General features: G+C 67.3%; 14 protein-coding genes. 8 read left to right on the plus strand and 6 right to left on the minus strand.

The window, feature by feature from the left end:
- Nucleotides 1-55 precede the first annotated feature (55 nt).
- On the plus strand, nucleotides 56-508 hold the full coding sequence (locus VGK20_19470) for a hypothetical protein (GenBank protein HEY2776230.1): 453 nt from the start codon (nucleotides 56-58) through the stop codon (nucleotides 506-508).
- A gap of 117 nt (nucleotides 509-625) precedes the next feature.
- Here the strand turns inward: VGK20_19470 and VGK20_19475 are convergent, their stop codons facing one another.
- Nucleotides 626-2,065 (minus strand): sigma-54 dependent transcriptional regulator, encoded by a 1,440-nt coding sequence (locus VGK20_19475; GenBank protein HEY2776231.1) that lies wholly within the window; start codon nucleotides 2,063-2,065, stop codon nucleotides 626-628.
- A 241-nt stretch (nucleotides 2,066-2,306) separates the two neighbouring features.
- On the opposite strand from VGK20_19475, the gene VGK20_19480 reads away from it, so the two are divergent.
- The 3 genes from VGK20_19480 to VGK20_19490 are packed head-to-tail and all read left to right on the plus strand — an operon-like array spanning nucleotide 2,307 to nucleotide 3,590.
- On the plus strand, nucleotides 2,307-3,047 hold the full coding sequence (locus VGK20_19480) for a TetR/AcrR family transcriptional regulator (GenBank protein ID HEY2776232.1): 741 nt from the start codon (nucleotides 2,307-2,309) through the stop codon (nucleotides 3,045-3,047).
- On the plus strand, nucleotides 3,044-3,196 hold the full coding sequence (locus VGK20_19485; GenBank protein HEY2776233.1) for a hypothetical protein: 153 nt from the start codon (nucleotides 3,044-3,046) through the stop codon (nucleotides 3,194-3,196). Before VGK20_19480 ends, VGK20_19485 begins: the two co-directional genes overlap by 4 nt.
- Before the next feature lie 52 nt (nucleotides 3,197-3,248).
- Nucleotides 3,249-3,590: a hypothetical protein gene (locus tag VGK20_19490; protein ID HEY2776234.1), complete on the plus strand. Its 342-nt coding sequence runs from the start codon at nucleotides 3,249-3,251 to the stop codon at nucleotides 3,588-3,590.
- 332 nt (nucleotides 3,591-3,922) lie between these two features.
- On the opposite strand, the gene VGK20_19495 is transcribed toward VGK20_19490, so the two are convergent.
- The gene (locus VGK20_19495) at nucleotides 3,923-4,303 is read right to left on the minus strand and encodes a DoxX family membrane protein (protein ID HEY2776235.1); all 381 of its coding nucleotides are present in this window, start codon (nucleotides 4,301-4,303) and stop codon (nucleotides 3,923-3,925) included.
- Between the two features lie 160 nt (nucleotides 4,304-4,463).
- Between VGK20_19495 and VGK20_19500 the strand changes: the two genes are divergently transcribed.
- Nucleotides 4,464-6,134, plus strand: a complete 1,671-nt coding sequence (locus VGK20_19500) for a class I adenylate-forming enzyme family protein (protein ID HEY2776236.1) — start codon at nucleotides 4,464-4,466, stop codon at nucleotides 6,132-6,134.
- A gap of 62 nt (nucleotides 6,135-6,196) precedes the next feature.
- On the opposite strand, the gene VGK20_19505 is transcribed toward VGK20_19500, so the two are convergent.
- The 3 genes from VGK20_19505 to pdxH are packed head-to-tail and all read right to left on the minus strand — an operon-like array spanning nucleotide 6,197 to nucleotide 8,375.
- Nucleotides 6,197-6,943: an ATP-binding cassette domain-containing protein gene (locus VGK20_19505; protein ID HEY2776237.1), complete on the minus strand. Its 747-nt coding sequence runs from the start codon at nucleotides 6,941-6,943 to the stop codon at nucleotides 6,197-6,199.
- Nucleotides 6,940-7,710, minus strand: a complete 771-nt coding sequence (locus tag VGK20_19510) for a hypothetical protein (GenBank protein HEY2776238.1) — start codon at nucleotides 7,708-7,710, stop codon at nucleotides 6,940-6,942. Before VGK20_19510 ends, VGK20_19505 begins: the two co-directional genes overlap by 4 nt.
- Entirely contained in the window at nucleotides 7,707-8,375 is a 669-nt protein-coding gene (gene pdxH, locus VGK20_19515) for a pyridoxamine 5'-phosphate oxidase (protein HEY2776239.1), read from the minus strand. The genes VGK20_19510 and pdxH overlap by 4 nt, the downstream gene beginning before the upstream one ends.
- 280 nt (nucleotides 8,376-8,655) lie before the next feature.
- On the opposite strand from pdxH, the gene VGK20_19520 reads away from it, so the two are divergent.
- Nucleotides 8,656-10,113 (plus strand): carotenoid oxygenase family protein, encoded by a 1,458-nt coding sequence (locus VGK20_19520; GenBank protein HEY2776240.1) that lies wholly within the window; start codon nucleotides 8,656-8,658, stop codon nucleotides 10,111-10,113.
- Nucleotides 10,114-10,324: 211 nt separating this feature from the next.
- Nucleotides 10,325-10,711, plus strand: coding sequence for a DoxX family protein (locus VGK20_19525; protein HEY2776241.1), 387 nt, complete (start codon nucleotides 10,325-10,327; stop codon nucleotides 10,709-10,711).
- Between the two features lie 73 nt (nucleotides 10,712-10,784).
- Here VGK20_19525 and VGK20_19530 read toward each other — a convergent pair whose 3' ends face one another.
- Nucleotides 10,785-11,594, minus strand: a complete 810-nt coding sequence (locus VGK20_19530; protein HEY2776242.1) for an enoyl-CoA hydratase-related protein — start codon at nucleotides 11,592-11,594, stop codon at nucleotides 10,785-10,787.
- A gap of 65 nt (nucleotides 11,595-11,659) precedes the next feature.
- Here VGK20_19530 and VGK20_19535 point away from each other — a divergent pair, with 65 nt between their 5' ends.
- Nucleotides 11,660-12,424, plus strand: a complete 765-nt coding sequence (locus VGK20_19535) for a DUF1499 domain-containing protein (GenBank protein HEY2776243.1) — start codon at nucleotides 11,660-11,662, stop codon at nucleotides 12,422-12,424.
- The last annotated feature ends 24 nt before the right edge of the window (nucleotides 12,425-12,448 follow it).

Here is a 12,448-nt window from a genome sequence, read left to right on the forward strand (position 1 = left end):
GGTCCAACAGCGCACGAAGTGCGCTCGCTGGTGATGGACCTGCTCTCGTGAACAGATGAAGGCCATGCTGAGAGTCTCTCCGCTTGCGCTGGCTGGCGTCCTTGCGATGGCCGGTCCGGCCGCTGCCGCCGGCGCGGTTCCCGCCAGTTATTCGAAGGCCCTGCAGACGGCCGATGCCTTTCTCCACGCGTGGCTGGTCCGCGACGCTGCCGCGGGGCGCGGCCTGATGGCTTCGTCGCTGCTCGATCCTCCCGGCGGCGTCGATGCCGCGGCGTACTCCTCGTGGCTCAGTCTCTACATGACCGGCGAGAGCAGCCCGCGCCACCAGGCCTACGAGCTGCATCCGGGCCAGTGCGCAGACGAAAGCTCGTGCTCGTTTCCGGTGACGCTTTTCGAGTACGCGAGCGGCGACGCCTCGGCCTTCGGCCAACCCGGCCAAATCGAGCTGGTGCACGAAAGGGAAGGCTGGCGGGTGACGCGCCTGCCGCGCAGCTCCGACAACCGCTGATCCGGCCGAATTGGGGGGCAGGCACCAGCGCGTGGGGACAGGCACCAGCGCGCATCAACTGGGCGATGTTGCCCGCTCGATGCGCGCTGGTGCCTGTCCCCGGCCACGTTGTCGGCGTCAGCCGATCTGGAATTTCTCCAGGCGGTAGCGCAGCGTGTCTTTCGACATGTCCAGAAGCTTTGCGGCCACCGTGCGGTTTCCGTCGGCGTGCTCGAAGGCCTGGCGCAGCGCAAGCTGCTCGATCTCCTCCAGCGAGATCGGTCCCGACGAAAAATCGAGGCGAAATTCTCCGGGAGAGCGGATCGAGCGCGGAGCGGTCGATCCGTCGCCGGCGGCCGGCCTGGCGTCGCCGATCGAGAACAGGCTGATGTCTTCCGCGTCAATCACGTCGCGCTGGCTCAGCACGACGGCGCGCTCCATCGCGTGCGCCAGCTCGCGCACGTTGCCCGGCCACGAATAGGCGGCCAGCGCCGCCCTCGCGCGCTCGGTGAGCTGCGGGGGAGTAAGGCCGTACTCTGCCGCGTGGCGTGTCAGGAAATGGTCTGCGAGCAGCACGATGTCGTCTCCGCGTTCGCGAAGCGGCGGTGACTGGATGCGGAACACGTTGATGCGGTGGTAGAGGTCGGGCAGGAAGCTGCCGCGCTGCACCGCAGCCTCCAGATCCAGGTGCGAGGCCGTGACGACCGAGCAGCGCAGCACGCGGTCGCGCGTGCTGCCGAGCCTTCGCAGCACCCTTTCGTCGATGACCTTCAGGATCTTGGCCTGCAGGTCGAGGCTCATGCGGCCGATCTCGTCGAGGAAGATCGTTCCGCCTTCGGCCGCTTCGAAAAGGCCCGGCTTGGAACGAATCGCACCGGTGAAAGCGCCGCGCTCGTAGCCCATCAGCTCGGCTTCGAGAAGATGGTCGGGGAGCGCGGCGCAGTTCACCTCGATGAACGGCGCGTCGTGGCGCGGAGCTGCGCGGTGGAGCGCGCGCGCGATCAAGCCCTTGCCGGTTCCAGTTTCTCCGGTGATGAGGACGGTCGGCCCGCCGCCGCCGCGCTTCTGGTGTGCGGCAAGGCGCAGCAGCAATTCGCGAAGCGCTCGCACGGAGGCAGCTTCGCCGACGAGCCCGACGGTATCGGGCTCCGCATCGTCGTGCGCCGAGCCGGGCGCGAGATCGCGCTTGCGGTAGTAGTCGAGCTCGTTGCGCAGGCCCTTGCTCGCCAGGCAGCGATCGATGATCAGGCCGAGCTCCTGGAGGTTGACCGGCTTGGTGAGATAGTCGCTGGCGCCGGCGCGCATCGCGGCCACGGCATCTTCGACCGTTCCGTGCGCGGTCAGCAGCACCACCGAGACCGACGGAAACGATTCCTTGACGGATTGGAGAAGTTCGTAGCCGGTCATGCCCGGCAACCGGAAGTCGCTCAGCAGGATGTCCGGCTCTCCTTCTTCGATCAGGCGCAGTCCGTCCTCGGCGGTCTCGGCCGCCCGGACGGTGTGCTCGAGCCTTTGCAGGGTGCCGGCGAGATAGCGCCGCAGGACATCCTCGTCTTCGACCAGAACGATATCGGCCATGGTCCCCCTCCTTGCCGGGGATCCGGCGCCGGAGCGCATCATCTTGGCACCCGCGTCGATTCGATGCGCGCTCGCGCCGGACCACGGGCCGGTACCTGACCCCACCCCCGAGCCAAACGGCGGCGGGTGGGCAAATGCCCACCGGGCGGGCTTCTCACCCGCCCGCCTGACGATACGCTCAGGCTAACCCGCGGGAAAAGCTCAAAGAAGGATTTGGCACGACGGTTGCTCAGGTGGGAGCATGACTTCCACACGCCTCGCAGAGCGCGCCCAGCAGGCCCAGTCGGGCCGACCGTCCGGAGCTGTCCGCCCCGGCGTTCGCAACCAGATCCTGGAGGCAGCCCTCGTCGAGTTCGCCGAGAAGGGGTTCCAGGAGGCCTCGCTGGCCGCCATCGCACGGCGCCTCGGCGTCACCGCGCCGCTGGTGCTCTATCACTTCGGATCCAAGGCCAACCTGTGGCGCGAGGCCCTCGAAGTCTTCTGCGCCAGCTTTGCGGCCACCGTCAACGAGGCCATCGCCCAGGGCAACGAGCTCGAGGGCCGCGATGCGCTGCGCCTGATCGTGCGCCGCCTCGTGCACTTCTTCGCTGCCAACCGCGCCGCCTACCGGCTCATGCGTGACGAAGGCGGCGTCGATTCCGGTCACGACGAGTGGTTCGCGACGCGCAACCTGAACCCCGTGATCCGCCGCATCGAGAACGTCTACAACCGCGCGATCCAGGAAGGCGCAATGCGCGCGGCGCCGTTCGAGACGACGTTCTTCATGATCCTCGGTGCGATCTCCTGCTACCTCGAGTCGCGGGCACTGGCTGCCCATCTTTTCGGCGCAAGCGACGAGCGTGAGCACTGGATCGACGACTACGCCGACCAGGTCGTCGGACTCTGCTTCGAGGGCCTGCTCATTGCGCCGCGGCGCGAGCGCCCGATGCTCGCTGCGCTTCGCGCGGCGACGATGACGGTTTCGGAGGCTTCACTGCGATGAGCGACCAGGCCGCGATGAACCAGGGTGTGGCCGCGTTCGTTTCGCTGCACGAGACGCTGCCGCCGGTGGCGATGCTGCTCGGCGGAGTACCCGCGCTGACGATTCTCGTGATGACGGCCGTGCGCTATGTCGCCAGCGGCACGATCTGACGGTCGATCTGCGGTCGAGCGAACGGTCGAGAAGGATATCGGGGGAGACGGCATGACGACCGGAAGAGAAAAGGGCGCTGCGGACGGGAGGTCCGCGACGACCACAGCAAGCAGCGCTGCCAGCGGCACGACCTTGCTGGCAGCAATCGGCTTCGGCGTGGGAGTTCTCGGGCTGCTCGCGCTGCTCGTCGTCGCTTCGCTCACGCCGGTCGCTGCCCACGCGAGTCTTTCGGCGTCCGCGCCGGGACTGGACGTGCTGGTGAGCGACACCGTGCTGCGCTGCGCGGCGGTCGTGATCTTCCTCTCGGTTGCCGGCGTGCTGTTCCTCTCGAGCGCGCGCCAGTGGAGCGTGCTCGCGCAGCGGGAGAATGCAGCGCAGCCGCGGCAGCGCTGAAGGAGAAGCACGAGGAAGCGCGCAGCGCTGACGGAAAAAATAAGGGCGCGCGACGAGGGAGGCTGTCAGCGGAAACGTCGGGCCTCGGGTCGGGGGAAACGCCGTTTGGGGACGGCGACGGGGACGCGGTGTCCTGCGCAGGGGAAGCGCGGGGCACCGCGGATTCCCGAAATCCCCGGGATCCGGGGGAGAGGCACGCGGCCGCGAGAGGGCGTTCGACACGGGGGCGTTGATTCGATCGCCACCTCTCCGGTCGCGACAGGGCCGGGCAACTTCGCGGTTGCCCGGCCCTTCTTTCTTGTCGCGTCCAGTCTGCTGCGTCTTGCCGTTGCTCAGCGCGGCGCGAGCATGTCCTGGTACTTCGGCAGGTTCGCGACGAGCAGGTAGAGCGTCGCTGCGCCGACGAACAGTCCCGGTCCCGCTCCGCTGAGATCGAGCATGACGTGGAACAGCACGATGTTGAGCGCCAGCGGCGCCAGCACGACGGTTGCAAGCGCGACGTAACGCCCGGCGAGGAAAGCAAGGCCGGTCGCGATCTCGACGATCGCGACGAGCCGGAGCAGGTAGCCGGTGGCGACGAGAGCGCCGAGGAAGGCCGAGGCTTCCGCGTTGTGCTGGGGATTGGGCGCGAATCCGAAAAATTTATTGAGGCCGGCGAACACGAGCAGCAGTCCGAGAAGGATGCGAATCACCTTGGTGAGCATGCTTTCCATCTTTGGTCCTTTGCGCTGGGCGCCTCAGTGGTTGCGGGAAAACTCGAAATGACCTGCTCCATATTGGACGCCGGCGCTGCGCTTGTCGATTCGGCGCTCGCGCCGGGCAACGCGACCCGCTCGTCTTGCCGAGCGGGTGCCATGCCGCTAGTTTCCCGCCGTGCAGATCAAATACGAGGACATTCTTCAGCAGATGACGGGTCCCGGGGGCCCTTTCGAGATCGCCGTCGAGATGGTCGGCGGCAGGCCGATGAAGAATTTCGTCGCGCGCGAGCGCTCGATCCGCGAAAAAATCGTTGCCGCCTCGGCGCGGGACGGGCAGACCCTCCTGGTCTACGGGGACCGCCGCTACAGCGATCGCGATTTCGCGCGCCTCGTCTTCGGCGTCGGCGAGCGCCTGGTCGCCGACCACGGGCTGCAAAAAGGTGACCGCGTCGCCGTGCTCGCGGTCAACCGGCCCGAGTGGCTGCTGGCTGCGTTTGGCGCAACGTCGGTTGCCGGCATCGGCGTCGCGCTCAACGGCTGGTGGCAGACCGACGAGCTCGAGTACGGCCTCCGCGACTCCGGCTCTCGCTTCCTCGTCGTCGACGACCGGCTTTTCGCCCGCGTCGCGCCCGTGCTCGGCCGCATCCCGACGCTCGAGAAAGTCTTCTACGTCGGAGAGCACGCGCCGGCCGGCACGACTCCGTTCTCGTCACTGATGCAGCCGACCGACACGGTGCCCACGCAGCCCATCGACGAAGACGATCCGTTCATGATCCTCTACACGTCGGGTACGACGGGGCGCTCCAAAGGTTGCATCACCACGCATCGCGGAACGATCGCTCAGGTGCTCGGCATCCTGTTCGCGGGCATTGCAGGCTCGATCCTGTCGGGCAGCGAGCTGATTCCTTCGGGCGGCGAGCCTTCGGCGCTCGTCACTTCGCCGCTGTTCCACGTCGGCGGACTGCATTCGGGCATCTGCACGCAGATCACGGCCGGCATCAAGATCGTGCTGCTCGAGGGCAAGTTCGATCCCGACCGCGTAATGCAGATGATCGAGAAGGAAAAAATCACGATGTGGCCGGCGATCCCGACGATGCTCCACCGCGTCGTGCACTCGCCGAACATCGCCGACTACGACCTGTCGAGCCTTCTCAGCGTCTCGTTCGGCGGCGCGCCCACGGCGCCGGAGACCATCGACAGGGCGCGCGCAGTGCTGCCGGTGGAGCCGAGTTTTTCGAACGCGTACGGCCTTACCGAAACCCACGGCGTCGCGACGGTGAACGCCGGAAAGGCGCTGCTCGGCCGCAAGACCTCGGCCGGCCGCGTCGCGCCGATGCTCGACTGCAGGATCGTCGACAGCGACGGTCGCGAAGTCGCCGCAGGCTCGCTCGGCGAAGTGCTGTTTTACGGGCCGACGATCACGCCCGGCTACTGGAACCGTCCCGACGCGACCGCCGAGACGGTGCGCGACGGCTGGCTGCATACCGGGGACCTCGGCTACCTCGACGAAGAGGGATTTCTCTACATCGTCGACCGCGTCAAGGACATGATCCTGCGCGGAGGCGAGAACGTGTACTGCGTCGAGATCGAGAACCTCCTCGCCGAGCACCCGGAGATCGACGAAGCCGCAATCGTCGGCGTGCCCGACGCCGAGATGGGAGAGCGCGTCAAGGCGATCGTACGCCGTGTCGCCGGCTCGACGATCGATGCCGAAGCGGTGCGCCGCCACGTCGCCTCGCGCATGGCGGCGTTCAAGGTGCCGGAGTTCGTCGAGTTCACGAACGAGCCGCTGCCGCGAAATCCGGCGGGGAAGATCCTGAAGAACGAGCTTCGAAAGACGACGTGAGCAGAATGAAGCTACCTTCCTGGCTCATACCGCGTCGGTTGGGCCGCTTCGGGGGTGTAGTTTCAGGCTGCGGAAAAAGTGCGCAGGGCGCAGGCCGGCGGCGCGTGCATCGCGCGACCGTAAGCGTCCAGCACATCGGCAGGATCGCCCGCCGCTGCCACCAGCCCGTCCTCGATCCACAGGCAGCGGTCGCACAGCTCGGCAATCGTCGCGGCGTCGTGGGAAACGAGCACGCAGGTGCGGTCGGAACGGATTCGCTCGCGCATCGCGGCCGCCGATTTCTCGTGGAAGGCCGCGTCGCCGGTGCCGAGCGCTTCGTCGAGCAACAGCAGCTCCGGGTCCGCGTGCCACGCGACCGAGAAGCCGAGACGTGCCCTCATGCCGTCCGACCACGTCGAGATCGGGTCGTCGATCACCGCTGCGAGCCCGGCGAAGGCGATGATCGAATCCATCTTGGCGTCCACTTCGGCGCGGCGAAGTCCGAGCAGCATTCCCGACAGTGTCGCGTTCTCGAGGCCGGTGAGCTGAGGCAGGAATCCGACCTGGAGTCCGAGCAGCGACGCGCGGATTCCCGGCGCTCGTTCGATTACGCCGCGATCCGGTCCGAGAATTCCCGCGAGAAGCCTCAGCAAGGTCGTCTTGCCCGCGCCGTTTCGTCCGACGATGCCGAGGGTCTCGCCGGCATGCACGTCGAAATCGACGCCGCGCAGTGCCCAGCGGTCGCTGCGGCCGCGCGTGAAGATGCGTCCGCGCACGATGTAGCGCACGGCAACGTCGCGCACTCGCAGAAGTGCAGGAGCGTTCTTCACGCCGGCAATCTCGGATAGAGAAGCTCGCGCTTTCGCACGAAGGCGCGAGCTGCCGCGATGGCGACGAGCGAGACGGCAGCGACCGCCGCCAGTGCAGCGAGGTCCGGAAGGCGCCCATGCATCAGCACGTCGCGCCACGCGCCGAGCACCACCGCCATCGGGTTGAGCGAAAGCCAGGCCCGCAGCGGATCGGGCACCCGCGAAAGCTCGAAGAACACGCCCGAGACGAACATCCCGAAACGCAGCGCGACGTCGAGCCCGACGAGAATGCTGCGAAGAAACGGCACCAGCGCCGCCGTCCACAGCGCCAGCGCCGCGATCAGCAGGAACTGCACGAGAAGCACGAGAGGAAACGTCACCAGCGCCGGCGCCCGCAACAGGCCGTCGGCCGCGAGAAAGACGAAAAGCACGAACAGGCCGATGCCGAACTTGGCGGCATCGACGATCAACATCGCTGCAGGGAAAACCAGCTTCGGAACGAACACCTGCATCGCCAGCGGCTGGTTGACGAGGATCGTCGGCGCCGCGCGCGTGATGCTCTGCGCCAGCCAGCGCCACGACACCAGGCCGCACAGCAGGAAGGAGACATAGTGCTCGACGGGAACGCCGAGGATGCGGCCGAACACGACGTAGAGCACGGCCATCTCGAGCAGCGTCTCCAGCGGCCACCAGAGGTAACCGATGTAGAGGCGCTCGGACTCCAGGCGAAGCTGGCAGTAGGCCTGGTAGAAAAGGATCTCGCGGGTGCGTGCGGCCGCGCCGGTCACGGCTGCAGGATCTCGCTTTCCCATCTCGAGCGCGCGCTGCGCGACTTGGACCACGCGGTGCGCGAACTGGAGCCCGCGGTGCGCGTTTTGGAACCTGTGGTGGGCGATGCGGACCCCGCCGTGCGAACTCGCGTGAACCGCTCGCGCCGGTGAAGGCGCGGCTCGGCGCGAGTCCAGAATTCGATCGTATCGGGCACCACGAGGTAGCCCTTCCAATGCGCGGGGCGCGGGATCTCGCCGTCGGGATACTGCTGCTGCAACTTCGAGTAGCGACGCAGCAGCTCGCGGCGCGACGCGATCGGGCGACTCTGGTCGGATGCCGCGGACGCGTAGCGGCTGCCGACGGGGCGTTCCTGCCAGTACTCGTCGGCTTCGCAGGCGCTGAGCACGCGAACCTTGCCGTCGATGCGCACCTGCCGCCCGGTAACGTGCCAGTAGAACACGAGCGAGACGTACGGGTTGCCCGCCATCTCGCGCCCCTTGCGGCTGGCGGCGTTGGTGTAGAACACGAAGCCGCGCTCGCTCGCCTCCTTCAGGAGCACGTAGCGCGACGACGGACGCCCGCGGCGATCGGCGGTGGCCAGCACCATGGCCTCCGCAATCGGGGCCCCCGCCTTGGAGGCGGCCCGGAACCAGGCGCGAAAGCGGGCGATGGGGTCGGTCATGCGTTCGTCTCCGGGCAAGGATTCGAGTGGGGAATCGAGCGTTCTTCTAGGGTTGAGGGAAACGGCGGTCAAAACCCACAATTGCGCGAAACAGCCCCGGGCCGAAGCGGCGAAAGCCGTTGACGCTCCGGTGTTAGCGGTGCTAACTTCCGCGCCCGTACCGCTTGCAGCGGTTGCCTGGGGCCGGGTTTTCCGCATTTTTCGTGCCTTTTCCGGCACGAAGGCAGAAAAAGGATCCCGGGACAAAACCTGACTCCCCTGCCGGGGAAGGAGCCGACCCATGAACGGACTCGAGACTGGGGCCGAGGCCACTGCTTCCCGCCAAACCGCGCTCGACGCGCGCCAGTACTGGATCAACGCCTGGCGGCCTTCGACCGTGCAGCGCAGCTACCGGGTGACGCGCATCGACGGCGAAATCCCGCGCGAGCTCCACGGGACGTTGTACCGCAACGGTCCTTCCCAGCAGGTGCTGCCGGCCGAAGGCTACCGAGCGCTGCACTTGTTCGACGGGGACGGCCTGGTGCACGCGTTCCGTTTCGACGACGGGCGCCTCGATTACACCGGCCGCGTCGTCGAGCATCCGTGCACGCTGCGCGAGCGCGACGAGGGACGCTTCTGCATGAACGCGATCGGTGTCCAGGTCGCCGATCCGGTCGATCCGTTCCGCATCCAGCCGAATACGAACGTCGTTTTCCACGGCGGCAAGCTGATGGCGCTCGTCGAGAACGCATTCCCGTTCGAGATCGACCGCCGCACGCTCGCTCCGATCGGGGTCAACGATTTCCAGGGCAAGATGCTCGGCATGAGCACGACGGCGCACCCGAAGATCGACGCGCGCACCGGCCAGATGATCATCCACGGCTACCAGCCGTTCGAGCCTTACCTTCAGTACTACGTCGTCGAGCCCGACGGCTCCTGCTCGCTGGCCGAAGCGGTGGACGCCCCGTACGCAGTGATGGCGCACGACATCGCGATCACCGAGCATTACGCGATCTTCATCTGGGGCGCGGTCCACTTCGATGGGATGGCACTGATGAACGCCGGCGGTTTCAACGAAGCGATCTCGTGGAAGCCCGAGCTGGGGCTGCGCTTCGGCGTACGCCGCCGCGAAGCCGGGGCGAAGACCCAGTGGTTCACGGCGCCGACGCCCGGCTTCATTTTCCATCCCGGCAACGCATACGAAGACAACGGCAGGATCATGATGGATGCGGTGACCTACCGCGACGGCGATGCGCTGCTCGATTCGCTGCGCAATGCACGCGACGGCAGGGCCACTCCCGGTTTTGCGGGAGTCCCGTTCCTCTACGAGCTCGACCTTGCGACGGGAGTCTGCAGCGAGCGCCAGCTCGACGAGCGCGGCGCAGAGTTCCCGCGCCTGGACGACCGCCTCGTCGGTTACCGCAACCGCTACGGCTACGCGGCGCTCGACCGCAGCATCGGAAATCTCGAAGACACGTGGGCGACCATCGTGCGTTACGATCGCCAGGGCGGCGCGAACCAGGTGCAGGACTTCGGTCGCTGGCACTGGCCGAGCGAGCCGGTCTTCGTGCCGCGAAGCGCGACTTCGGCCGAGGACGACGGCTTCGTGCTGTGCACCGTCTACGACGGAGTGAACGACACGAGCTTCGTTGCAATTCTCGATGCCGCCGATGTCGGCGCCAAGCCCCTGGCCGTCTGCCATCTCGAGCACCGCGTGCCGATGGGGTTCCACGGCAGCTTCGCCGGCGGGATCGTCTGATCGGGTCTCATGAGCGCTGCGCGACGCCACCCGGCGTCGCGCAGCGCGGCTCCTCACCGCCGAACCCGCTGCTGCAAAATTTGTCGCGGCGGGCGCCAGTCCGATGCCGCCGCTCGATCGGTCCCGCCTGAGGGTGCGCTTGCTCCGAGCCCGTGCGGCACGCTAGTGTCGCTGCCGTGCGGCGCCGTCCGCCGCACGGGAGAAGCGCTTGATGCGATGGCTCGATCGTTACCAGGGGGAAGCCTACGCGCTGCTGCGCATCGTGACCGGCTTCATGTTCGCATTCCACGGCCTGCAGAAGATCTTCGGCGTGCTTGCGACATTCTCGCCGCCTCTCGGAAGCCAGATCTGGTTCGGAGGGCTGATCGAGCTCCTCGGCGGCCTGGCCGTGCTCGTCGGATTCCAGACTCGCCTGGCGGCGTTCCTCTGCAGCGGCGAGATGGCAGTGGCGTATTTCCAGTTCCACTGGAAATTCGAGGGCGGCGCGAAGGTGTTCCCCGCGATCAACGAAGGCGAAATGGCGGCGCTCTACTGCTTCGTCTTCCTGTTCATCGCGACGCGCGGAGCGGGAAAGTTCAGTCTCGACCGCGGGCTCTGATTCGACCGCGCCTCGCGCTTCGGGCCGCGCTCGCCATACACGCCGCGCTCGCCATACACGCCTCGCCCCGCAGTCAGCGGCCTTTCCAGACGGGCGCGCGCTTCTCGACGAAAGCCCGCTGCGCCTCGCGCGCATCCTCGGTTCGACGCAGCGGCCGCCCGAGCTCTTCCTGGCGCCGGTAAGCTTCTTCGAGCGACAGGTGCAGCATCTCGCGAACTCCGGCGCGCGTCGCGCGCACGGCCAGCGGCGCGTTCGATGCGACGCGGTCGGCAAGCTCGAACGCGGAGTCGAGAAGCTTCTCGCTCGAAACCACTCGATTGAGGATTCCGATTTCCAGAGCACGCTGCGCCGAGAAAGGCCGCGCGCCGAGCATGATCTCCTGCGCGTGCACCCACGCGATCTGGCGCGGCAGCATCACCGCCGCGTGGCCGGTCGGGAAAAGGCCGAGCGCGACTTCTTCGAGCGCGAACGTCGCTTCCGGCACCGCCACGCGCATCTCGCTCGCGAGCATCAGGTCGAAGCCGCCTCCGCGGCAGTGTCCATTGACGGCAACGACGAGCGGCTTGCCGAGATCGAACGCCGCGAGCGTCGCGGTTCCTGCCGAGCGCAGGCCTTCGAACGCTGCGTCGTCGATCTTCTCGCCGCGCGCGAGCGCCTGAGCCGCCGGAATCGTCTCGCGCAGATCCATGCCGCTGCAGAACACCCGGTCGCCGGCACCGGTCAGCACGACTGCGCGCACTTCGTCGTCCGCGGCCAGGGCTCGCCAGGCTTGCGCCAGCTCGCGCAGGGCGATGGGGTCGAGGGAATTGGCGCGATCGGGCCGGTCGATCGTGACCAGTGCGACGTGAGGGTGCTCGGGGGGCCGCTCTGTGCGTATCCGCATGCCGCCACGATAGCACCGGGGCCGACGTTGCCGCAGGCCCCGCTACTGCGTTAGGATCGCCCCCCATGGCAGACTCGAACAGACCGTCCGCCGCAGCCAATTTCGGCGCCTCCCTCGGGATGGCCGCCGCGGCTCTCCTCGTCATCGGGGTCGGCGCCGCCACGATGCAGATCCTGCCGGCCTTCGGCGGGTTCCTCATGATGGTATTCGGCCTCGGGCTGGCGCTGATCGGTATCGTCACGTCCATCGTCGGTGTCGTCGCCACTGCGCCTGGCAAACGGCGTGAGGGACGCAGGCTTGCGCTTCGCGGGCTCGCGCTCTCGATCGCCGTGCTCGTCGTGGTGATGGTGGCGGCTTCGAAGGGCCAGGGCCTGCCGCGCATCAACGACATCACGACCAACGTCGACGATCCGCCGGTCTTCGTCACGGCGACCAAGGCTCCGCCCAACCAGGACCGCGACATGAACTACCCGGGCGCGAGCTTCGCGTTCCAGCAGCACCAGGCGTATCCGGACCTGGCCACGCTGGTCACCCATGACAGTCCGGGCGCTGCGTTCGAGCACGTGCATTCGGTGCTCTCGTCGCTGCCGCGCACGCAGATCACCGGTGAAGACCGCACCGACGGTCGCATCGAGGCGACCGAAACGTCGCGGATCTTCCATTTCTCCGACGACGTGGTCGTTCGCATCCGTCCGAACGACGGCGGCGGCAGCCGCGTCGATATTCGCTCCAAGTCGCGCGACGGCCAGGGAGACCTCGGCGTAAACGCGGCGCGCATCCGCACGATCCTTGCGCGGCTTCGCAACGACAGCCCGCCGCCCGGTGATTGAAGCTTGACGCCGCGCGGGGGGACT

Source organism: Candidatus Binatia bacterium (assembly GCA_036493895.1).
Lineage (GTDB): Bacteria > Desulfobacterota > Binatia > UBA1149 > CAITLU01 > DATNBU01.

What these genes read in the sequence shown, in the direction of transcription:
- VGK20_19530 (HEY2776242.1), bottom strand. Translation starts at nt 11,594, where the DNA reads ATGCGGATACGCACAGAGCGGCCCCCCGAGCACCCTCACGTCGCACTG.
- pdxH (HEY2776239.1), bottom strand. Translation starts at nt 8,375, where the DNA reads ATGACCGACCCCATCGCCCGCTTTCGCGCCTGGTTCCGGGCCGCCTCC.
- VGK20_19520 (HEY2776240.1), top strand. Translation starts at nt 8,656, where the DNA reads ATGAACGGACTCGAGACTGGGGCCGAGGCCACTGCTTCCCGCCAAACC.
- VGK20_19475 (HEY2776231.1), bottom strand. Translation starts at nt 2,065, where the DNA reads ATGGCCGATATCGTTCTGGTCGAAGACGAGGATGTCCTGCGGCGCTAT.
- VGK20_19490 (HEY2776234.1), top strand. Translation starts at nt 3,249, where the DNA reads ATGACGACCGGAAGAGAAAAGGGCGCTGCGGACGGGAGGTCCGCGACG.
- VGK20_19535 (HEY2776243.1), top strand. Translation starts at nt 11,660, where the DNA reads ATGGCAGACTCGAACAGACCGTCCGCCGCAGCCAATTTCGGCGCCTCC.
- VGK20_19480 (HEY2776232.1), top strand. Translation starts at nt 2,307, where the DNA reads ATGACTTCCACACGCCTCGCAGAGCGCGCCCAGCAGGCCCAGTCGGGC.
- VGK20_19485 (HEY2776233.1), top strand. Translation starts at nt 3,044, where the DNA reads ATGAGCGACCAGGCCGCGATGAACCAGGGTGTGGCCGCGTTCGTTTCG.
- VGK20_19470 (HEY2776230.1), top strand. Translation starts at nt 56, where the DNA reads ATGAAGGCCATGCTGAGAGTCTCTCCGCTTGCGCTGGCTGGCGTCCTT.
- VGK20_19495 (HEY2776235.1), bottom strand. Translation starts at nt 4,303, where the DNA reads ATGGAAAGCATGCTCACCAAGGTGATTCGCATCCTTCTCGGACTGCTG.
- VGK20_19525 (HEY2776241.1), top strand. Translation starts at nt 10,325, where the DNA reads ATGCGATGGCTCGATCGTTACCAGGGGGAAGCCTACGCGCTGCTGCGC.